The sequence below is a fragment of the Nocardia sp. BMG111209 genome, from assembly GCF_000381925.1.
GTDB lineage: Bacteria > Actinomycetota > Actinomycetes > Mycobacteriales > Mycobacteriaceae > Nocardia.
In genome coordinates this window covers 83,617-102,356 of the sequence record NZ_KB907307.1, presented here as the reverse complement: position 1 = coordinate 102,356, position 18,740 = coordinate 83,617, and the positions used below count along the sequence as shown (strand labels likewise).

Sequence of the window (18,740 nt, the reverse complement as noted above, 5' to 3'; positions counted from 1 at the left end):
CCCGCCTCACCCGCATCCCGCGACGGCCTGCGCGAAGCAGAGCCAGTTGTCCGGGAATATCCACGGCGCGTACACATTTCCGTAGGGCCCGTCGCCGACCACGTTGTCGAACTGGCGCAGCGCCACCGGCATCACCTGATACAGCCGGTCCAGGTTGGCCTGGTTCTTCTGCAGGCCCTCGGACATGGTGTTCAGATCGCCGATCAGCGGCGAGAGCCGGTTGTCGTTCTCCAACCCCATCTGCTGCAACAGTTTCGACAGCGACGCGACGTTGTCCAGCAGCTGCTTCAACAGTGTCTGCCGCTGCTGCACCGCCCGGCCGATCGCCTCACCGCGGGTCAGCAGCAACAGCACGCTGTTCTGGTTGTCCGCGACCAGTGTCGAGACCGTGTCCATCCCCTTCAGCAGGGTGTCCACCTCGTCGCGCCGGTCGTTGATCACCTTCGCCAGTTCCCCCACGCTGTCCAGCGCCTGCACGGCCAGCTGCGGCGAATCGCCCATCTGCCGATCCACCAGATCCAGGGCCTGCCGCAGCTTCTGCGGATCGAGCCGCTCGATCCGCTCGAACGACGACTTGTACTGCGGATCCTGGATCACCTTGCCGAGGTTGTACGGCACCGAGGTGTGATCGAGCCGAATCCGGTTGCCCGGCAACGCCGGTCCGGTCCCCGGCGTCAGATCGACATGTAACCGGCCGAGGATCGTCGACAGTTCGATGCCCGCCCGCGCGTCGTCACCGAGCCGGATGTCGCGGCGCACCTTCATGCCGACCAGCACCTTGCCGTTGTCGAGCGCGACGCTCGACACCTGCCCGACCTCGATGCCCGAGACATCGACGGTCGCGCCGGGGCGCAGGCCCGCGGCCTGCTCGAATTCGGCCGAGATGGCACGGTCGCCCAGCCTGGCCTGTTTCACCACGGTCGATCCGACGAGCAGCAGCACGACGATCCCGGCGGCGAACAGCCCCAGCCGCAGATATCGGTTCCGCAGGAACCCGGGCCGGCGGATCGCGGGGATCCGGAACCGGCGTGGTCGGGCCGTCATCGGCACACCTCCGAATGGGATCGGCCGCCCACCTGGTCGAACAGGCCGGGCGGGAAGAGTACGCCCCACAGCGACACGTCCAGGCTGCAGATGTAGGCGTTGCCGTAGGTGCCGTAACTGCTGAATCGCGCGACGGCGTTGAAGATATCGGGGAACTCCACCGCGACCCGGTCCAGCGAGGCGCCGTTGAGCAACAGCAGTGTGACGCCGGCGGTGGCGTCGTGTTGCGCGTCGACCAGATCGGGCTGCAGCTGCGCGATGATGTTCGACAGCGAATCCGTCGCCGTCGCAACCCGTTCCACCGAGGATTTCAGCGCGGTGCCCTGCGAATACAGCGCCTCCACCAGTGAACGCGCCTGCGTGATGAGGGTTTCCAGGTCGTTGCTGCGATGCGACAGGCCCGCGATCACGCTGCTGAGGTTCGAGATCACCTCGCCGAGAATGCGATCGCGCTGCCCGAAGGTGGTCGCCAGCTGCGCGGCCTGCGTCACCAGCGCGCTCAGCGACACCCCGTTGCCCTGCAGCGCCTGGATCAGCGTCTCCGACAGCGAGTTCACCTGATCCGGTTGCAGCACACCGAACAACGGCTCGAAGCCCGACAGCAGCGAGGACACGTCGAAGGACGGCTCGGTCCGCTCGATCGGGATCCGCCCGCCGGCCGGCAGCGGCCGCCCCGGATCCTTGCCGGGCAGCAGCGCGATGTAGCGCTGCCCGATGAGGTTCTGGTAACGCACCAGCGCCTTGGTCGTATCCGTCGGATGCTGATCGCTCTGGACGCGGAACCCGACCTCGGCCCGGTACCCGTCGGTGAAGTCGATCCGATCGACCCGGCCGACGCGCACCCCGGCCATCCGGATGTCGTCGCCGATCCGCAGGCCCAGCACATCGGAGAAGACCGCCGAATAGCTGTGCGTACGACCGGGAACCGATCGCTCCAGGGTGGACCAGATGGTGTACGAGAGCACCACCGCGATCACGGCGAAGATGCCGAAGCCCGCCGCCGCCTTTCCGGATTTCACGATCCGTCCTCCCCGTCCGCCGGAACCAGACAGCCACCGGCCAGCACCGACGACAGCAACAGCACCTGCGCCATATTCGGCGTGCCACCCACCAGCGCCGCGACGGCATCGGCGCCGCGCAACCCGGCGGGCGCGGTATCCGCCCCGCCGCCATCCGGCGCACCGGGCGCCACGGCATCCGGCGCAGGCCCTACGGGCGCACCGGGATTCGCCGCCCCCGGGACAACCGGACCCGTCGCGGTACCGCCGGGCACCATCGGCGCGGCCGCACCCGGCGCTACCGGACCCGTGATCCCGGGGATCACCGGAATCATCGGAAAGCCCGGAATCCCCGGCACATTCGGCACGCCCTGTGTGCCCGGACCCGCGGGCAGCGCCGGGACGACCGGCGCCGGGCCCGCCGCGTCCAGCCGGTGTGGTACCAGCTGCGGCGGATAGTCCTGCGGCGGAGCCACATCCGGCACACTCGGGCCACCGCAGCGCGGGCCGGCCATGGACCCGTAGTGCGGGCAGTCCTTCGCCGTGTACTGCTGGAAGGGCGTGAACGACACGTTCATCTTCCAGTGCATCTGTTTCTTCGGGCCGAAGGTGAAGGTGCTCTGCAAGCGCTGCAACGCGGTGTTCAACGTCGCGATGGAGTACGGAATGGCCTGCGGATCCTCCGCCAGGCTGCCGAACAGCCCGTTCAGTCCGGACACCAGGTACTTCCCGGAATCGGGGTTGCGCGCGAACAGTCCGTTGACGGTGTCGACCGCATGCCCGCCGCCGGTCAGCAGTTGCACCAGATCCGCGCGCTGTTCGGTGAGCGTGCGGGCCGTGGTCACCGACTTCGACAGCGTCTCCACCAGATCCGGCGCCGACACGCTCAGCGCGGTCGCCGCCCGGCCCAGATTGCCGAGCAGATCCCCGATTCCGTCGATACCGCGGACCTCGGTGAGCCACCGGTCCAGCCGCTCCACGGTGGAGCCCGGCACCCGGGCCGAGGGGTCCAGCGCGGCCGCCAGCGTCGACAGCACCCGCCCGAGTTTCTCGGGCCGGATGTTGTTCAGCACCGTGCGCAGGACGTCCAGCGCGGTCTGCAACTGCACGGTCGCCTCGCTGTGGTCCTCCGGAATCGTCGCTCCCGCACGCAGTGCCGACGCCGTCGGAGTGGTGTCGACCAGTTCCACGGCGGTCACGCCGAAGATGTTGGACGGCACCACCCGTGCCGCGACGTTCGCCGGAATGGTCTGTGCCACTTGCGGTTGCAGCGCCAGCCGAGCCCGCTGGCTGTCGCCGCGCGCGGCCACCTCGACGTCCTCGACGCGGCCGACGATCATCCCGCGGAATTTCACGTCGGCCCGGGCGGGCAGCCCGTCGCCGGTGCTGGTGAGTACCGCCGTCACGGTGGTCTTCGCCTCGAAGCGGCCGGTGTAGCGCAGCCCGAGCAGGAACAGGACCAGGGCCACCGCGGTGATCATGCCGAGTCCGGCCAGGGTGAGCTGCCGGGCAGTGGCGCCGCGCCCACTGGGATCCATCATCATCGCCGGCCCCTATCCCGAGATCCGGAAGCCGGGGTCGATACCCCAGATCGCCAGTGTCATGAACAGATCCGTGAAGACGGTGACGACGATGACCATCTTGATCGCGCGCCCGGCCGCCACCCCGACGCCCTCCGGCCCGCCGGTGGCGACGAAGCCGTAGTAGCACTGGATGAACGTCGAAACCAGTACGAACACAACGACCTTCAGCAGCGACCAGAACACGTCCGGTCCCAGCAGGAACTGATGGAAGTAGTGGTCGTAGGTGCCCGCGGTGGTGCCCCCCAGCAGCAGCACCGACAGTTTCGTGGTGAGGTACGCGCTGGCCAGGCCCACGCTGTAGAGCGGCACGATGGTCAGCGTGGCCGCGATCATCCGGGTGCTGATCAGGTACGGAAGTGGCCGGATGGCAATGGATTCCAGCGCGTCGATCTCCTCGGAGATCCGCATCGCCCCGAGTTGCGCGGTGCACCGGCAGCCGGCCTGGATCGCGAACGCCAGCGTCGCGACGATCGGCGCCAGCTCCCGGGTGGTGGCGAAGCCGGAGATGGCGCCGGTGAGCGGGCTCATGGTGAGCAGGTTCAGCGCCGTGAACGACTCCATGCCGACGGTGATGCCGCCGAATCCGCACAGCGCCACGATGACTCCGATGGTGCCGCCGCCGACCACGAGAGATCCGTTGCCCCACGCGACATCCGCGGTCAGCCGCAGCACCTCCTTGCGGTAGTGCCGCAGTACGAACGGAATCGCGAACAGCGCCTGGAAGAAGGTGACGACCTGATGTCCCAGCCGGCGGTTCGCCGCCACCGGCACGGCGGCCACGTTCGCGGCCATCCGCACCGGGCGCAGCGCCGGGGGTGTGTAGGTGCTGCCCATCTCACACCACCTTCGCCGGCAGGAGCGTGTTGTAGAGCTGGGTGAGCAGGATGTTGGTGGCGAACAACATCAGCGCCGAGCTCACCACCGCCGAGTTCACCGCCTGGGCCACCCCGCCGGGGCCGCCGTGCGCGTGCAGGCCGACGTCACAGGCGATGATCGCGGTCAGCAATCCGAAGATCGCGGCCTTGATCAGCGCCACCACCATGTCGTTCGCCACCGCGAACGAGGCGAACGAGCTGACGAAGGAGCCGGGTGTGCCGTGCTGCGCGTACACGTTGAACATGTAGGCGGTCGCGAAGCCGACGAAGACGATGAATCCGCACAGCAGCATGCTCACCAGCACCGCGGCCGCCATCCGTGGCGCGACCAGACGCCGCACCGGATCGACGCCCATCACCATCATCGCGTCGATCTCCTCGCGGATGGTCCGCGAGCCGAGGTCGGCGGTGATGGCCGAACCGACCGCGCCCGCGATCATCAGCGAGGTGACCAGCGGCGCGCCCTGCCGGAGGATGCCCAGTCCGGCCACCGCGCCGATGAAGGTGGTCGCGCCGACCTGATTCACCAGCGCGCCGACCTGGATCGACACCACCACCGCGATCGGGATGGCCACCAGCACCGTCGGGGCCGCCGACACGCTGGTCATGAACGCACACTGTTTGATGAACTCGCGGTGGGGGAATCGGCCCGTCAGGATCGACACGACCAGTTGACGCAGCGCGTCGCGGGCCAGATCCACCTGCCGCCCGAGGGTTTCCAGCGATTGTTGCGGATGCCGGCGCCACAGCCCGCGCAGGCTCGCGCCGATCCTCGCCAGTTCGGTCGGTTCCGGGGCCGGTTCGCCGACCCCGCCCCGCGGCACGACGACGGTCACGGTTCGCCCTCCAGGTGGTGCTGCAACAGCGTCAGCAGTACGCCGAGTACGGCGAAACCCGCTGCGGCGGTACATAACACGGTCAGCCACAGCCCCCAGCGCAGGACCGGATTCACATTCGTTCGCCCACCGAGGACCTTGACCCCGATCACGAGGAGGTCGATGAGCCGGACCAGGATCATCATCTACGTCATGCACACATTCGCGAAGGTGAGCACGGGCCAGCACACGATCGACCCGAGGAAGGACACCACGACGTCGATGCCGTGCAGCTGCTTCAGGTGGGATGTGTGGGTGAGGCTCCAGACGACCCCCGCGAGCCCGTAGGGAATGCCGAGAATGATCAGGGTGCCGAGGAATTCGGACACCTTCATCTCGTAGGCGAGTATCCGGTCCAAGCGTCCGATCACGTCCCGCACGTCCTTTCAGGTCACTGCCCGCCGCCGGGCGCGCACCCGCTCCGTCGCATGGCGCGCGTAGTTCCCGGCGACGCTCCCCCGCCGCCGCGGCAGCGATGGTTACCGGTGTCACGTCGGAGAACCAGCAGACACATAGTAGGCCAGAAACTCGTATTTACAATGGATAATCTTGCACATGTACCGCCGACGGATCAAGAATAGTCAGTAACATAGTGGAGTCGTCGCCCAGCCGGGCAGGCACCAGGGAGGATGCGATTCGCATGACTACGGCCCCCGAGAGCACCGCCGCCACGCCACCCGGGTCCGGGCCGCCGCTGACATCGGCACAGACCCGCATCGCCGCCCCCGGAACCCATCGCGCGGACGGCAAACGGCCGCCGCGACTGGCGGACGCCCTGGATTTCTGGCAGTTCTCCGGCGCCGCCGCCAATGTCGCCATGCAGCTGGCGCTGCCCGGCGTCGGCCACGGCGTGGCCCGGAGCCGGGTCGATTCCGGCGCGCTGATGGTGCATCCGTGGAAACGCCTGCGCACCACCGCTTCCTACCTCGCGGTCGCGATCCTGGGCACCCCGGAGGAAAAGTACGCCTTCCGCGAGGCGGTCGACGTGGCCCACCGCCAGGTGCGGTCCGAACCGGGTGCGGCGGTGCGGTACAACGCCTTCGACCGCAACCTCCAATTGTGGGTCGCCGCATGCCTGTACATCGGATTCGAGGACTCGTACCAACTGCTCAACGGGCGGATGAGCCCGGAACAGGCCCGGTCGTTCTACTCGACGTCCGCGACGCTGGGCACCACACTGCAGGTCACCGAGGACATGTGGCCCGCGACCCGCGCCGACTTCGACGTCTACTGGAACGAGGCCTGCCGGCGGGTCGCCGTCGACGAGACCGTCCGCGCCTACCTCGACGATCTACTGCACCTGCGGATGATCGCGTGGTTGCCGCGCATACTGTTCGGCGATCTGCTCCGGTTCCTCACCGCCGGCTACCTGCCGCCGCATTTCCGCGCGCAGCTGGGGGTGCGGTGGTCCGCGACGGACCAGCGCCGCTTCGACCATCTCTTCCTGTTCGTCGGTTTCGTGAACCGATTCGTTCCCCGATTCGTTCGTACCTTCGGCACCCGATCGATGATGGCCGACGTGCGGCGCCGACTGCGCAGGCACCAGGCGCTCATCTGATCGGGTGGTGGCGACCACCCGGGGTGCCGCGCCGACCCCGGGCGGTTCGTCAGCCCATGTGATCGATCTGCCGGATCTTGTTCATCGCGTCCAGCGCGGCGACCTTGTACGACTCGGCGAGGGTCGGATAGTTGAAGACCGCGTCCACCAGATAGTCGACGGTGCCGCCGCATCCCATCACGGCCTGCCCGATGTGGACCAGTTCCGTTGCCCCGGTGCCGAATACGTGCACACCCAGCAGCGACCGGTCCTCACTGGACACCAGAAGTTTGAGCACACCGTAGGAATCGCCGATGATCTGCCCGCGCGCCAGCTCGCGATAGCGGGATACGCCGACCTCGTAGGGAATTCGCGCCTCGGTCAGCTCGTCCTCGGTCTTGCCGATGAAGCTGATCTCCGGGATGGTGTAGATACCGATCGGCTGGAGCGACGAAAGTGTCTGCACCGGTTCGCCACACGCGTGGTGCGCGGCCAGCCGCCCCTGTTCCATCGAGGTCGCGGCCAGCGCGGGGAAACCGATCACATCGCCGACGGCGTAGATGTGCGGTACCTCGGTGCGGAAGTACTCGTCAACGCTGATCCGGCCGCGGCGATCCGCGCTCAGTCCGGCGTTCTCCAGCTTCAGCGGCTCGGTCAGGCCCTGCCGGCCGGCGGAGTACATGACCACCTCGGCGGGAATCTTCTTGCCGCTCTCCAGGATCGCGATGGCGCCGTTGGCATGTCGCTCCACCGCGGCGACGGTCTCCCGGAACCGGAAGGTGACCGCGAGATCGCGCAGGTGATACTTCAGCGCCTCGACCACCTCGACATCGCAGAAGTCCAGCATCCGCTCGCGCGACTCCACGACCGTCACCTTGCAGCCGAGCGCGGCGAACATGGACGCGTACTCGATGCCGATCACCCCGGCGCCGACCACGATCATCGTCTGCGGCACCCGCTCGAGTTGCAGGATGCCGTCGGAGTCGATGATGGTCCGGCCGTCGAAGTCGATGCTGGCCGGTCGCGCGGGCTGGGTGCCGGTGGCGATCACGATCTTCTCGGCGGTGATGCGGGTCTCCCGGCCGGTGCCGTCCGTCACCTCGATGGTGTGCTCGTCGGCGAACGAGCCCATCCCGGGCAGCATGCCCACCCGGTTGCGGGTGAGCTGACTGCGGATCACGTCGACCTCGCGGCCGATGACGTGCTGTGCGCGCGACAGCAGGTCGGTGATCGTGATGTCCTCCTTGACCCGGTAGCTCTGCCCGTACATCTCCCGCTGGGACAGGCCGGTCAGATAGAGGACGGCCTCGCGCAGGGTCTTCGACGGAATGGTGCCGGTGTTTATGCACACACCGCCGATCATGTCCCGCCGCTCGACCATGGACGCGCGCTTGCCGAGTTTCGCGGTGGCTATCGCCGCTTTCTGGCCGCCGGGACCGGACCCGAGAACCAGTACGTCACAGTCGTACATGCAGCCAGTGTGACAGCGGAATGTGAAATCCGATGTGCTTCCGAAATGCCGCGGGCCGACGGGATTCCGACGAGTTGCCGATCGGGTCACGAGCACCCCGACACGCGTAGAAAAAGGCGCTCGGACCATGTGCTGAATGTTTGCCGAACCCGGCAAACGCAGTGCCGCCGCCACCGCGAAACAAGTCCTGCCCGATTCACCGGGAATATTCGACGGACGTCCGGGGCCGGTCGAATCATCGGGCGAGTACCGGTACCATAACAGTGTGGCGTCGGTGCGAGAGCACTTGTCACGGTCGGGCCGAGGCCGCGGCCGTCCGTTCCGGCGCAGATCGGCGCCGATGTGCGACTGGTCACAATTCGATGGCGAACAGGCCCGCGACGTGCGGACACGCTACATCTGTCTGCGAATGGGGTGGAGGCAGAAGCTATGCAGCAAGACGGCAATACCAAGGTATCGGCTCTCTTCGAGACGGCCGTTGCCGCGGCGGTGCGGGCGCCCTCGGTGCACAACACCCAACCGTGGCGGTGGCGGCTGGACGGGGAGACCATCAGGCTGTTCGCGGACCGCGACCGCCAGTTACCCGCCACCGACCCCTCCCAGCGTGCGTTGCTGCTCAGTTGCGGAGCCGCGCTGCACCACCTGCGGATGGCGCTGGCCGAGGCCGGTCTGACGGCATCGGTGACCTATTTCCCCGATCTCGCCGATCCCGACCACCTCGCGGACATCACCGCCACGACGGCGGCGCCGTCGCCGGAGGATCTCGACATGGCCGCGGCGATCCCGGATCGGCGGTCCGATCGGCGGCGTTTCGGCCCGCGTCCGGTGCCGGCCCGGCAGTTGCGCGCCGTCGCGCGCGCCGCGCTGCCGTACAGCGCCGCCGCGCGGCTGGTCCCGCCGAACCTGCGCGATCTGCTGGCGGAGGTCGGTCATCTGGCCGCCGACCGGCATCGCGCGGATCCGGGTTATCAGCGCGAACTGTCGGCCTGGAGCGGCCGGCACGGCACCGCCGACGGCGTACCCGCCGCCAACACCCCGCCGGTACGCGGCGGCGACCTCGCGATGCGGTTCTTCGCCGAACCCGAACTGGCCGATCGGCCGCTACCGGACGACACCGCCGAGTGGTTCGCGCTCTGCACGCCCGCCGACGATCGGCTGGCGCGGGTCAAGGCGGGCGAGGCGGCCAGCGCCGTATTGCTCACGGCCACCGGCCTCGGCCTGGCGACCTGTCTGCAGACCGAACCGCTGGAACTGCCGGAACTGCGGGACGAGGTGCGCTCGGAGGTGCTGTTCGACTGCGCGTTCGCGCACGCGCTGGTGCGCGTCGGCTCGGTGCCCGCCGAGGCCGAGCCGCTGCCCGCCACACCCCGCCGCGCACCCGCCGAGGTGATCGAGTCCGACACCGCCATCGGGCACGTACGGGAAGCTGCGAGCTCCGTTCGGATCTGACCGGGGGGAAATGGTAATCAGTTGTGCGCCAAAAGGTATCGGTTGACGATGTGACGAACTGGTAAAATCGGACCCCGAATAACGGTGTTCGAGCACGCGACCACAACGGCGTGGGGGCGGGGAAGAGTGAGCCATGGTCCGTTGCGCCGATTCCGAATTCCCACCCCCGCTACTTCGGGGCCCGACTGCGGATCTCAACCGCCGCAACCTGTTCCGCGGGGTCGCGCTCGGCGCGGCACTGGTCGCCGCCGGCGCCGGAACGGCCACGGCCGCACCGTTTCCCAGCCTGAGCGCGGGCGACGACAACGGTATCCCCGACGGTGATCCGAAAGCCCCGGCGCCGCAGGGTGTCCTGAGCCGCCTGCCCGGCGACGGTAATCAACTGGCGTTCACCGTCGACGACGGCACCACCGGTGAGGTCGTCGCCGCCTACGCGCGGTTGTGCATCGACAACGGTTTCCGGCTCACCTTCTTCCCCAACGGGGTCTACCCGTCCTGGGCCGAGAACGCGGGCCTGCTCCGGCCGCTGCTGGATTCGGGACAGATCCAATTCGGCAACCACACCTGGTCGCATCCGGACATCACCAAGCTGAGCCACGATCAGCTGGTCGACCAGATCACCCGCAACGAGCAGTTCCTGCAGAACACCTTCGGTGTCAGTGGCCGGCCGTTCTTCCGGCCGCCCTACGGCAGCCACAACGCCACCACCGACCGGATCGCCGCCGACCTCGGCTATCAGACGATCACCCTGTGGGGCGACACCATCGGCGACAGCCGCATCGTCACCGAATCCGATGTGATCGGCGCCGCGTCGCATGCCTTCCAGCCGCAGAACATCGTGCTCGGCCATGCCAATCAGCGGTCCGTGGGCCGCGCGCTGCCGGCGCTGGCCGGGATCATCCGCGATCGCGGACTGGCCACGGTCAACCTGGGCGACCTCTTCGCCACCGACTGACCGCCCGGCCGCGGGCGGTCACCCCCGGATGCCGAACGGCACCGGCCCGACCGCCCGCGCGGGACCGACGCGCTAGCTGCCCGATACCGCCGCCGGCCGGTCCGCGACCGGTCCGGCGGCGCGGTCGCGGGTGAAGCGCAATACACCGTCCTCGAGCGGGGCCTTGCGCAGCAGTGCCCGGTCCCGGAAATAGTTGTTGATCACCTGCCACGGCCCGCGGGTGCCCTGCCGCGGGGCGACCGCGTCGCCGCGCTGGACGTAGCCCGAGCTCAGGGTGCCGCCCATCATGGATTCCGGTGCGATGTCGCCGGGTTCGGGCACCGCGACGAAACGGGTGTAGCCGTGCTCGCGCATATGACCGAGCAGGCGGCAGAAGTATTCGGCGGCCAGATCGGCCTTCAGCGTCCACGACGCGTTGGTGTAGCCGAGCACGATCATCGCGTTGGGCACGGTCCCGAGCAGTGCGCCCTTGTAGGCGACCAGATCCCGGGTGGCCAGGACCTGCCCGTCGACCTCCAGTTCCGCGCCGCCGAGCATCTGCAGGGTGAGGCCGGTCGCGCTGATCACGATGTCGGCGTCGAGTTCCTCGCCCGAGCGCAACCGGATGCCGGTCTCGGTGAACGTCTCGATGTGGTCGGTGACGATCGAGGCGCGGCCGCCGCGCAGGGCCTTGAACAGATCGCCGCCGGGCACGATGCACAGGCGCTGATCCCACGGATCGTAGGACGGACTGAAGTGCCGCATGTCGATGCCGGGCCCGACCTGTGCCCGCACCGCGGCCAGCAGCAGTCGCCGCGACAGCGCCGGATTGGACCGGGACAGCTGATAACTGGCCCGCTGCAATGCGATGTTGCGGGCCCGCCCGACCCGATAGGCCAGTGCCACAGGCGCTTTCGCACGTTTCAGGCCGACCGCGACCGGATCCTCGGCGGGCAGCGCCGCGATGTAGGTGGGCGAGCGCTGCAGCATGGTGACGTGCGCGGCATCGCGGCACATCGCCGGAACCAGGGTGATCGCGGTGGCGCCGCTGCCGATCACCACGACCCGCTTGCCGCGGTAGTCGAGATCCTCGGGCCAGTGCTGCGGGTGCACGACCGTGCCCCGGAAATTCTCCTCGCCCGGGAACCGCGGCCGGTAGCCCTGGTCGTAGTCGTAGTAGCCGGTGCAGCCGACCACGAAGTTCGCGGTGTAGGTCTCGGTCTCGCCGGTCTGTTCGTCGAGCGCCTCGGCGGTCCACAGCCCGCGCGCACCGGACCAGCGCACCGCGGTGACCTTGCGGCCGAACCGGATGTGTTCCGTCACACCGTATTCCGCGGCGGTCTGCTGAATGTACGCGCGGATGTGCGGGCCGTCGGCGAGCACCTTGGTGCCGTGCCAGGGCCGGAAGCCGTAGCCGAAGGTGTACATGTCGGAGTCCGACCGGATACCCGGGTAGCGGAACAGATCCCAGGTGCCGCCGACGGCGGTGCGGCGCTCCAGGATCAGATAACTGCGGTCGGCCTGTTCGCGGGACAGATGGCAGGCCATGCCGATACCGGACAGGCCCGCGCCGATGATCAGTACGTCGACATGCCGCGTCATTGAGGTACTCGTTTCGTTCTCCGGTGATGACCGCGGCGTCGCTGCCGCGCTACCCGCAGGGTACGTGTTATTTATGGTTACGTCTACATGGGTGGTCACCCGGCACAGATGCCACGTCCGATGAAGACCGCCGGTGCGGTGACCGGCAAATCGCCGTCGTGGCCGCATTCGCACCGCGAGGTATCGCCGGATACGCCCGGCCCGGCGTCCGATCACCGCCGCAGGTCATCCGATGAATCGAAATTTATTGCCGGACAACATATTCCGGGTGACCGGTCCGGATCTACCGGCTCCGGTGGAACACGGCGAACCCGAGTGCCATGATGTCTGCATCCACGAGATCCGTGTTGCTCGTGTAAAACTCCGATTGCGCGATATCCGAGTGGCGGAATAATATTCCCCGGACCCATTGCCTTTTCCCCGTTCGGCATTGAGAATCAGCCGCATGGCAAAACTCGATGTGCACGCGAAGATCGACCAGGTCGTCGCCGACGAACTGCGCGCGGCACGTGCCCGGCGCCGGCTCAGCCGGGCTCAACTGTCGGCCTCCTCCGGGCTGGCGGTGTCCACCATCCAGCGATTCGAAAACGGCGAGCGCTCACCGGATCTGCGGCAACTGCACGATCTGTGCGCGGCGCTGCGGATCTCCCCGGTCGACATCGTCTCGGTGATCAGCAAGATCGACGAGAAATAACGCGGCTTACCCGATCGGCGGGACCCGCAGCGCGCGCAATTCTTGCGCGAGATTATCCCGGGCCCTCGATTCGAACCTTTCACGCCCGGCGGCGGTCCGGAACAATACCGGCCGGTCGATGAATCGCTGCAACACGACCGCCCGGCCCATGCGATACAACTCCGGGGACACATGCCGATACTCGGCGCGCACCGCACGGGCATAGGCGGCGTAATCACGCTCCCCGGCCCCGAGTACCGCGAGATCCGCATCGCAGAGCACCGCGCCGTTTCCGTCCTCCGCGTCCGGGTTGTGCTCGACGGTCAGGCGGATCAGCCGGATCACCTCCGCGACCGTCTCGGGCCGCACCCCGATCGAGAGCAGCGCCGCGCCGGCCAGTCGCGCACTGCGCTCCTCGTTGTCGCCGCGCTGCACCGCGTAGACCGCGTCGTGATAGAAGGCCGCATACCGAATCGCCTCCAGATTCACTGCGGCGGAACTCAATTCGTCGGCCACCCGTAACACGGCCCGGAGGTGGCGGACGGTGTGGTAGCGGCGGTGCGGCTCCCGATAACAACGGATCACCGCCGTGCCCACCGCACCCGCGCGCTGCCCCGCCAGCAATTCCCATCGGCCGAGCAACTCGGCGTCGAGTTCCGTCATGCGCTCAGTGTCGTCCGGCCGCCGCGCGGACACCAGATGTGCTGACACACATCACAATCCGCCGGCCCGCTCCGGCGAAGTGGACCTCGCGGACGAACCGCGGTCCGGCATGCGACGGTCACCCGGCGTCGCCACCGGTACGCCGGGTGGCCGGGACCGCCCGCGACCACGAACTCACCGGTAGCCCGCGTGCCGGAATGTCGATTGACTGGACGTTTGCTAGCATCCCGATGCGCTGCCGCCGACGAACGGAGACACCGGAACTCATGGGGTTCTCGCATCTGCCGACATATCGGGAGCAGGCCGACTCGATGATTCCCGGCCGCCCCGAGGCGATCGTGTTCGCCTGCGACGGCACGCTGATGGATACGCACGCCTGCGTCCGGCATGCCCTGGACGCGGTGTTCCAGCGGCGCGGCCGGCTCTGCTCGGACGAGATCCACGAGGGCGTGGTCGGTCTCTCGATTCCGGCCATGGCGGTGGTCCTCACCTCGATCCTGTGCGCGGACGCCGACCGGCTGGCCGGCGAACTGCTCACGGCCGTGATCGATCACGTGCCGGTCGCCGCCACCGCGCTGCCCGGCGCCGTCGAGATCGTGACCCTGGCGGCGAGCGATCTGCCGGTCGCCATTGCCAGTAATTCGCCGAGGCCGCTGCTCAACGCCTCGCTGACCCACGGCGGTCTGCTGGACCTGGTCCACGTGACCATCGCCGCCGACGAGGTGCCCGGCCCCAAACCCGCCCCCGACGTCTATCTGGCCGCGTGCCGCCGCCTCGATGTGGCGCCCCACCGGGCGCTGGCGATCGAGGACAGTCCGGTCGGCGTCACCGCGGCCCGCGCCGCGGGCCTGACGGTGCTCACCGTCGGTCCCCGCACCCGCGGCTCCCGGGCCCATGTCGATCACCTCGACAACCCCGCCCTGCTCCGCCGCATCTGTGAGATCTCGGCCCCGGAACCCGATCTCGTATCCTGATTCCCGCGAATCCTATTCATCCGACCATTTCGAAAATATTTCGTATTCGAACGAATCATTTCCGATCGGTGGTTCGACGAGCGCGGTCGATCGACGACCGCTCCGGTGAACAAGGACTTCCGCCAGGGTTCGTCAGACCGTCAAGGGACGGGTGCCGGGGTGGGTGCGGCGCCAGGCGGCGGCCAGGAAGATCAGCAGGCCCCAGAGCGGGAGGGTGCCGATCAGCCAGCTCAGGGGCAGCGGGGGGCCGGGCTGGTCGAGAACCTGGATGCCGGTGAGGATGCCCGTGCCGTGGCCTTGCGGCCCGTCCAGGGCGAACGTGAAGGTGTAGGTACCGGGGGCGTCCAGCGAGCGGACGTCCAGGCCCCAGGAATCCCGTTTGCGGGGGTGGCGGACCAGTTTCGTGTCCTTGCGGCCTTTCCGGACCGCCGGGCCCTGGATGTTCAGGGTGCCGGATTTGCCCTCGATGCCGCCGTCGGGCAGGAAGGTGAAGTCCAGGGATCGCATCGCGCGGATCGGCCAGGTGGAGAAGCCGACGGTGAGCGCGTACGGGCCCGCTTGGACGCGTTCGGTGTGCACGATGTCGACCGGGGCGTAGGCATTCGCGGGGCCTGCCGTGAGCAGGGCCGGCACCACCAGAACCAGGAGCGTGGCCGCGGTGCGGCGCAGCCATCGAGGGGCCCGCATCAGGCCTCCGATCCGGTGAGGACCGTGCTGCGCAGCATGGCGGCGAAACGGCCGCCGAGGAATCCGGCGACCAGACCCAGCGGCAGGCCGAGCGCCGCGAGGATCAGCGTGGCCGAAAGGCCGGTGTGGGCAAGCGAATCGGTCAGGGTGCGTTGCAATACCAGCCCGAGCGCGGTGATCACGCCGCACACCGGGCCGAAGACCAACAGCCACTTGCGGATATCCGTGCCGCGGCGGTGGGCGCGGCGGTACAGCGCCTCGATCACCAGGGCCGAGACGATCAGGAACATCGGCATCATGGCCGGGAAAGTCGGTGGGCGCGGGGGTAATCCGTCGCGCAACGGCAGGCCGATCGCGGCGGCGTAGGTGTGCGCCGCCCACGGCGAGAACCACCACAGCAGCGCCTGCTGGACACCCATCGCGACCGCGATCCAGATCGCCGCCCACGGCCGCGCGAGCACCACCGAGCCGACGATCAGCAGCAGCGGCGCGAAGAACACCGCACCCGCGACGACGGCGTTGACGGGCAGCGCGAGATTGTTCAGCGCGTCCGCCGACACCGGCGCGAATGCCATCAGGATCACCAGCGCGACGACGAAACCGATTCGGCCCCAGAGCTTCCCGAGATGCGCCGCGAAGACGATCAGGCTGCCGATCATCGTCGTGGAGATGGACAGGAACAGCGCCACGTGCGAGGGCGTGTTCAGTACCGCGTCGAAACCGTAGATGGCATGCCAGCGCAGGTCGAACAGCCCGTACAACAGGAACAGCGCGGCCCCCGCACCGGCCACCAGACAGCCCAGCGGCGCGGTCAGCGTGCTGCCGAACACCCGGATCGGCACCCCGCCCGCCCACGGCACCGGATGTCCGGCCCGCTGGGCCGCGGTCGCGCGGATCACCATCGCCAGGGCGGCGAATCCGGAGATCGCGCTGCCGGAGTACAGGAACAGATGCGGCAGCGTGAAGAAGGTGTCGGGTCCGACCTCGTTGTGCCACTGGATGTCCCAGCTGATGCCGACCACGGTCACGACGGTGCCGAGCAGCACGACCCAGGCGCCGGCGGCGGCCGGGGCCTCGGCCACACCCGCCACCCGGGTATCCGGACCGGCCCGGCCGACGGACGCGTCGAACGGTACGGAGGTCATCGAAGGCGACTCCTTCCATCTCGTAACTGCCTCGGGCACCGAATATCAGCCGCCGATCCACACCGGCAGGACGAGCAGTGCGGTGTTGTCGACGGTCAGCCGCAACTCCCATTGACCGGTCATGGTGAACGGCACACCGGCGGCGCGATACCGGCCGGAGCCGGACGCGGTGGTGTTCACCGGCGCGGCGGCGAAGCCCGTCTGCGGTTCCACCGCATCGACCCGAATCGCGGCCCCCTCCACGGCTTTCCCGTCCCGGTCGGCCAGCGCGATGTCCACGTCGGAGGAACCGAGCCGGGGGCGCGCGACGGTCACGGTCGCGATCCGCTCCGGCGTACCGGCATGCAGCGCAACGGGTCCCGGTGGCTGTGGCCACAGCCACCACACCAGCCCGGCGACCACCAGCACGGCGACCAGCACCGGTGCGCCGAGACGGGCCCACCTCGGAACATCCAAATCTTTTCCGCGACGAACGAATTCCGCGATACTCATCATCGACCTCTCGAACCGGAAGGCGGTCCGGCGAACGCCTTGCCGCACCGAACACCAATCATGGCCGCCCCCGGGCGACATCGAGGACGAACGGCACGGTCAGCACCGACCAGTGCCGCTCGACCTGAATCCACACCCGGTAGCGACCGGCCACCGGGAAGACGAAGGTGAACGGCACATCCGGGCCGTACGCCGCGACCGTCTCGTCGGGACCGCTCTCGCCGTTCGCGGGCGCCATGAGCATCGCGTTGCCGTTCGACGGAACCATCGGGGAGACAGCGGGTTTCGAATGGTCCATGCCCGGCATGTCCATCCCGTCCGACGCAGTCGCCGAACCGCCCATCGAGTGCGCGTGCCCCCAGATCGGCGCCTGCTGTACGGCGGCGCCGAGATCGGTGTCGGCCGCCAGCGGACCGGCGAGGATCATGTGCCCGACCATGCCCAGCCAGGGTTGCAGGTCCGGGGTGTCACCGACGGTGGCGGTGACGGTGATCGGGGTGCCCGCGGTCGCGTCGGTGATCGTGATCGTGACCGGACCACCGGCCACCGCGACGTGGGCCGTCCGGGTCGGACCACCCAGGATCGGCGGCGTACCGGCGACTTCCGGCCCGGTCGATCCCGGCGCGGCGGCCGGCGTCGCGGGGCCGGGTACGAGCAGACCCGTTGCGGCACGGACCATTCGGATGCCGCCGCCGCGGCGCTCGAGTTCGGCGGAGACGGCGTAGCGTCCCGGTTGCGGCGGGGTGAGCCGGACCTCGTAGCGACCCGGTCCGGTGCGGATCGGGTGCAGATGCCACAGTTCGCCGCCGGGGCCGACGATCAGCAGGTGGATCAGCGCCGCGTCGTGTACGACGAGATCGTCGACCGGCGCGCCGGTGGCGGCGTCGGCGAGTGCCAGCCGCAGATCCCCGGGTGCGCCGGCGGCGGGTGGGTCGCCGAGGACGGTGAGCAGCACCGGCGGCCGGGAGTAGTCGGCGGTGAGCGGCCGGCCCAGGGCATACGGATGGGTGACGTTGTCGACGCTGGGATCGAGTTGCGGACCGGGCTGCGGTGGCAGCGGCAACCCGGCCGACAGCACCGCCGCGGTCACGGCGACCGAGACCCCGGCGACCATCCCGGCCCCGGGCAGCATCGCCCACGCGGTGCGGCGCGCGCGGACCGCGACCAGGACGGTGACCGGCAGCAACACTCCGGCGGCCAGGAATCCCCAGTACACCAGCCGTTCCGGCGGCGAGGTGACCTGCGCGGGAACGATGAACGGGATGCGCGCGATCCGGGCGCCGTCGTCGACGGCCAGCTCCCAGGGGCCCGCGCGGTCCACGGCGACGGTCGCGGAGACCATGCCCGGCGCGCCGCCGAGGTCCACCGCCGTGTGCGCGGTGGCGACGCCGGGCGCGGGCGTGACGGCGGCGGCCGACGCGCCGACCGGAGTGACCGCCAATTCCAGCCGCCCCGCGGAAACCCCTGCGTGCGTGACGATATCGACTCGCAAGGGGCCGGGTACGGAGGTCACCCGGCGCAGCACGACGGTGAGCTCACGATCGCCGAGGGTCTGCGCGACCGAGACGTCGCCGCCGGTACCCGCGCTGTCCGCGGCCGCCGATCCGGCCGCCCACAGCGCCGCCACCACGGCGGCGAACATCAGCGCGAGCCGGCGGCCGCGTCCGGACGGAGTCACCGCGCCGATTCTAGCCACGCGGTGCGCGCCGAACCGGCACCCGGCGGCGTGTTTGAATGA

General features: G+C 68.8%; 19 protein-coding genes. 5 read left to right on the top strand and 14 right to left on the bottom strand.

Annotated features, from left to right (window positions below; genetic code table 11):
• Nucleotides 1-6: 6 nt before the first annotated feature.
• From G361_RS0100420 to G361_RS0100390, 7 genes are read right to left on the bottom strand one after another with little or no spacing between them, the layout of a single operon-like run.
• Nucleotides 7-1,044: an MlaD family protein gene (locus G361_RS0100420; RefSeq protein WP_036494270.1), complete on the bottom strand. Its 1,038-nt coding sequence runs from the start codon at nucleotides 1,042-1,044 to the stop codon at nucleotides 7-9.
• On the bottom strand, nucleotides 1,041-2,063 hold the full coding sequence (locus G361_RS0100415; RefSeq protein WP_019925056.1) for an MlaD family protein: 1,023 nt from the start codon (nucleotides 2,061-2,063) through the stop codon (nucleotides 1,041-1,043). Before G361_RS0100415 ends, G361_RS0100420 begins: the two co-directional genes overlap by 4 nt.
• Complete coding sequence (locus G361_RS0100410; RefSeq protein WP_019925055.1) at nucleotides 2,060-3,586, bottom strand: MlaD family protein; 1,527 nt, start codon at nucleotides 3,584-3,586, stop codon at nucleotides 2,060-2,062. The genes G361_RS0100415 and G361_RS0100410 overlap by 4 nt, the downstream gene beginning before the upstream one ends.
• Before the next feature lie 9 nt (nucleotides 3,587-3,595).
• A complete protein-coding gene (locus G361_RS0100405; RefSeq protein ID WP_019925054.1) occupies nucleotides 3,596-4,459 on the bottom strand; it encodes an ABC transporter permease in 864 nt (287 codons plus the stop codon).
• A gap of 1 nt (nucleotide 4,460) precedes the next feature.
• On the bottom strand, nucleotides 4,461-5,336 hold the full coding sequence (locus G361_RS0100400; RefSeq protein ID WP_019925053.1) for an ABC transporter permease: 876 nt from the start codon (nucleotides 5,334-5,336) through the stop codon (nucleotides 4,461-4,463).
• Nucleotides 5,333-5,521, bottom strand: a complete 189-nt coding sequence (locus G361_RS0100395) for a hypothetical protein (RefSeq protein WP_019925052.1) — start codon at nucleotides 5,519-5,521, stop codon at nucleotides 5,333-5,335. Before G361_RS0100395 ends, G361_RS0100400 begins: the two co-directional genes overlap by 4 nt.
• Entirely contained in the window at nucleotides 5,522-5,710 is a 189-nt protein-coding gene (locus G361_RS0100390; protein ID WP_369797906.1) for a hypothetical protein, read from the bottom strand.
• A 305-nt stretch (nucleotides 5,711-6,015) separates the two neighbouring features.
• Between G361_RS0100390 and G361_RS0100385 the strand changes: the two genes are divergently transcribed.
• Complete coding sequence (locus G361_RS0100385) at nucleotides 6,016-6,933, top strand: oxygenase MpaB family protein (protein ID WP_019925050.1); 918 nt, start codon at nucleotides 6,016-6,018, stop codon at nucleotides 6,931-6,933.
• Nucleotides 6,934-6,982: 49 nt separating this feature from the next.
• On the opposite strand, the gene sthA is transcribed toward G361_RS0100385, so the two are convergent.
• On the bottom strand, nucleotides 6,983-8,383 hold the full coding sequence (gene sthA, locus G361_RS0100380) for a Si-specific NAD(P)(+) transhydrogenase (RefSeq protein ID WP_019925049.1): 1,401 nt from the start codon (nucleotides 8,381-8,383) through the stop codon (nucleotides 6,983-6,985).
• 429 nt (nucleotides 8,384-8,812) lie between these two features.
• On the opposite strand from sthA, the gene G361_RS41670 reads away from it, so the two are divergent.
• Both G361_RS41670 and G361_RS0100370 read left to right on the top strand, forming a co-directional pair.
• On the top strand, nucleotides 8,813-9,832 hold the full coding sequence (locus G361_RS41670) for an Acg family FMN-binding oxidoreductase (protein WP_019925048.1): 1,020 nt from the start codon (nucleotides 8,813-8,815) through the stop codon (nucleotides 9,830-9,832).
• A 133-nt stretch (nucleotides 9,833-9,965) separates the two neighbouring features.
• Nucleotides 9,966-10,787: a polysaccharide deacetylase family protein gene (locus G361_RS0100370; protein ID WP_019925047.1), complete on the top strand. Its 822-nt coding sequence runs from the start codon at nucleotides 9,966-9,968 to the stop codon at nucleotides 10,785-10,787.
• Nucleotides 10,788-10,859: 72 nt separating this feature from the next.
• Here the strand turns inward: G361_RS0100370 and G361_RS0100365 are convergent, their stop codons facing one another.
• The gene (locus G361_RS0100365; RefSeq protein ID WP_019925046.1) at nucleotides 10,860-12,368 is read right to left on the bottom strand and encodes an NAD(P)/FAD-dependent oxidoreductase; all 1,509 of its coding nucleotides are present in this window, start codon (nucleotides 12,366-12,368) and stop codon (nucleotides 10,860-10,862) included.
• 445 nt (nucleotides 12,369-12,813) lie between these two features.
• Between G361_RS0100365 and G361_RS0100360 the strand changes: the two genes are divergently transcribed.
• Nucleotides 12,814-13,062, top strand: a complete 249-nt coding sequence (locus tag G361_RS0100360) for a helix-turn-helix domain-containing protein (RefSeq protein WP_019925045.1) — start codon at nucleotides 12,814-12,816, stop codon at nucleotides 13,060-13,062.
• A gap of 6 nt (nucleotides 13,063-13,068) precedes the next feature.
• On the opposite strand, the gene G361_RS0100355 is transcribed toward G361_RS0100360, so the two are convergent.
• On the bottom strand, nucleotides 13,069-13,704 hold the full coding sequence (locus G361_RS0100355) for a hypothetical protein (protein WP_019925044.1): 636 nt from the start codon (nucleotides 13,702-13,704) through the stop codon (nucleotides 13,069-13,071).
• 266 nt (nucleotides 13,705-13,970) lie between these two features.
• Between G361_RS0100355 and G361_RS41665 the strand changes: the two genes are divergently transcribed.
• Nucleotides 13,971-14,678 (top strand): HAD family phosphatase, encoded by a 708-nt coding sequence (locus G361_RS41665; RefSeq protein ID WP_019925043.1) that lies wholly within the window; start codon nucleotides 13,971-13,973, stop codon nucleotides 14,676-14,678.
• A gap of 132 nt (nucleotides 14,679-14,810) precedes the next feature.
• On the opposite strand, the gene G361_RS0100345 is transcribed toward G361_RS41665, so the two are convergent.
• The 4 genes from G361_RS0100345 to G361_RS0100330 all read right to left on the bottom strand — a co-directional run bounded on the left by G361_RS0100345 (nucleotide 14,811) and on the right by G361_RS0100330 (nucleotide 18,680).
• Nucleotides 14,811-15,365 carry a hypothetical protein gene (locus G361_RS0100345; protein ID WP_019925042.1) on the bottom strand — a complete coding sequence of 185 codons (555 nt, stop codon included), beginning with the start codon at nucleotides 15,363-15,365 and terminating at the stop codon, nucleotides 14,811-14,813.
• On the bottom strand, nucleotides 15,365-16,510 hold the full coding sequence (locus G361_RS0100340; RefSeq protein WP_019925041.1) for a hypothetical protein: 1,146 nt from the start codon (nucleotides 16,508-16,510) through the stop codon (nucleotides 15,365-15,367). Before G361_RS0100340 ends, G361_RS0100345 begins: the two co-directional genes overlap by 1 nt.
• A gap of 45 nt (nucleotides 16,511-16,555) precedes the next feature.
• On the bottom strand, nucleotides 16,556-16,966 hold the full coding sequence (locus G361_RS41660) for a FixH family protein (RefSeq protein ID WP_196814380.1): 411 nt from the start codon (nucleotides 16,964-16,966) through the stop codon (nucleotides 16,556-16,558).
• 94 nt (nucleotides 16,967-17,060) lie between these two features.
• The gene (locus G361_RS0100330; protein WP_019925039.1) at nucleotides 17,061-18,680 is read right to left on the bottom strand and encodes a hypothetical protein; all 1,620 of its coding nucleotides are present in this window, start codon (nucleotides 18,678-18,680) and stop codon (nucleotides 17,061-17,063) included.
• Nucleotides 18,681-18,740 lie beyond the last annotated feature (60 nt).

Excerpts from the sequence above, each read along its gene's own strand:
- G361_RS0100420 (WP_036494270.1), bottom strand. The coding sequence starts at position 1,044 with ATGACGGCCCGACCACGCCGGTTCCGGATCCCCGCGATCCGCCGGCCC.
- G361_RS0100410 (WP_019925055.1), bottom strand. The coding sequence starts at position 3,586 with ATGATGATGGATCCCAGTGGGCGCGGCGCCACTGCCCGGCAGCTCACC.
- G361_RS0100405 (WP_019925054.1), bottom strand. The coding sequence starts at position 4,459 with ATGGGCAGCACCTACACACCCCCGGCGCTGCGCCCGGTGCGGATGGCC.
- G361_RS0100395 (WP_019925052.1), bottom strand. The coding sequence starts at position 5,521 with ATGATGATCCTGGTCCGGCTCATCGACCTCCTCGTGATCGGGGTCAAG.
- G361_RS0100390 (WP_369797906.1), bottom strand. The coding sequence starts at position 5,710 with ATGAAGGTGTCCGAATTCCTCGGCACCCTGATCATTCTCGGCATTCCC.
- G361_RS0100385 (WP_019925050.1), top strand. The coding sequence starts at position 6,016 with ATGACTACGGCCCCCGAGAGCACCGCCGCCACGCCACCCGGGTCCGGG.
- sthA (WP_019925049.1), bottom strand. The coding sequence starts at position 8,383 with ATGTACGACTGTGACGTACTGGTTCTCGGGTCCGGTCCCGGCGGCCAG.
- G361_RS41670 (WP_019925048.1), top strand. The coding sequence starts at position 8,813 with ATGCAGCAAGACGGCAATACCAAGGTATCGGCTCTCTTCGAGACGGCC.
- G361_RS0100370 (WP_019925047.1), top strand. The coding sequence starts at position 9,966 with ATGGTCCGTTGCGCCGATTCCGAATTCCCACCCCCGCTACTTCGGGGC.
- G361_RS0100365 (WP_019925046.1), bottom strand. The coding sequence starts at position 12,368 with ATGACGCGGCATGTCGACGTACTGATCATCGGCGCGGGCCTGTCCGGT.
- G361_RS0100360 (WP_019925045.1), top strand. The coding sequence starts at position 12,814 with ATGGCAAAACTCGATGTGCACGCGAAGATCGACCAGGTCGTCGCCGAC.
- G361_RS0100355 (WP_019925044.1), bottom strand. The coding sequence starts at position 13,704 with ATGACGGAACTCGACGCCGAGTTGCTCGGCCGATGGGAATTGCTGGCG.
- G361_RS41665 (WP_019925043.1), top strand. The coding sequence starts at position 13,971 with ATGGGGTTCTCGCATCTGCCGACATATCGGGAGCAGGCCGACTCGATG.
- G361_RS0100345 (WP_019925042.1), bottom strand. The coding sequence starts at position 15,365 with ATGCGGGCCCCTCGATGGCTGCGCCGCACCGCGGCCACGCTCCTGGTT.
- G361_RS0100340 (WP_019925041.1), bottom strand. The coding sequence starts at position 16,510 with ATGACCTCCGTACCGTTCGACGCGTCCGTCGGCCGGGCCGGTCCGGAT.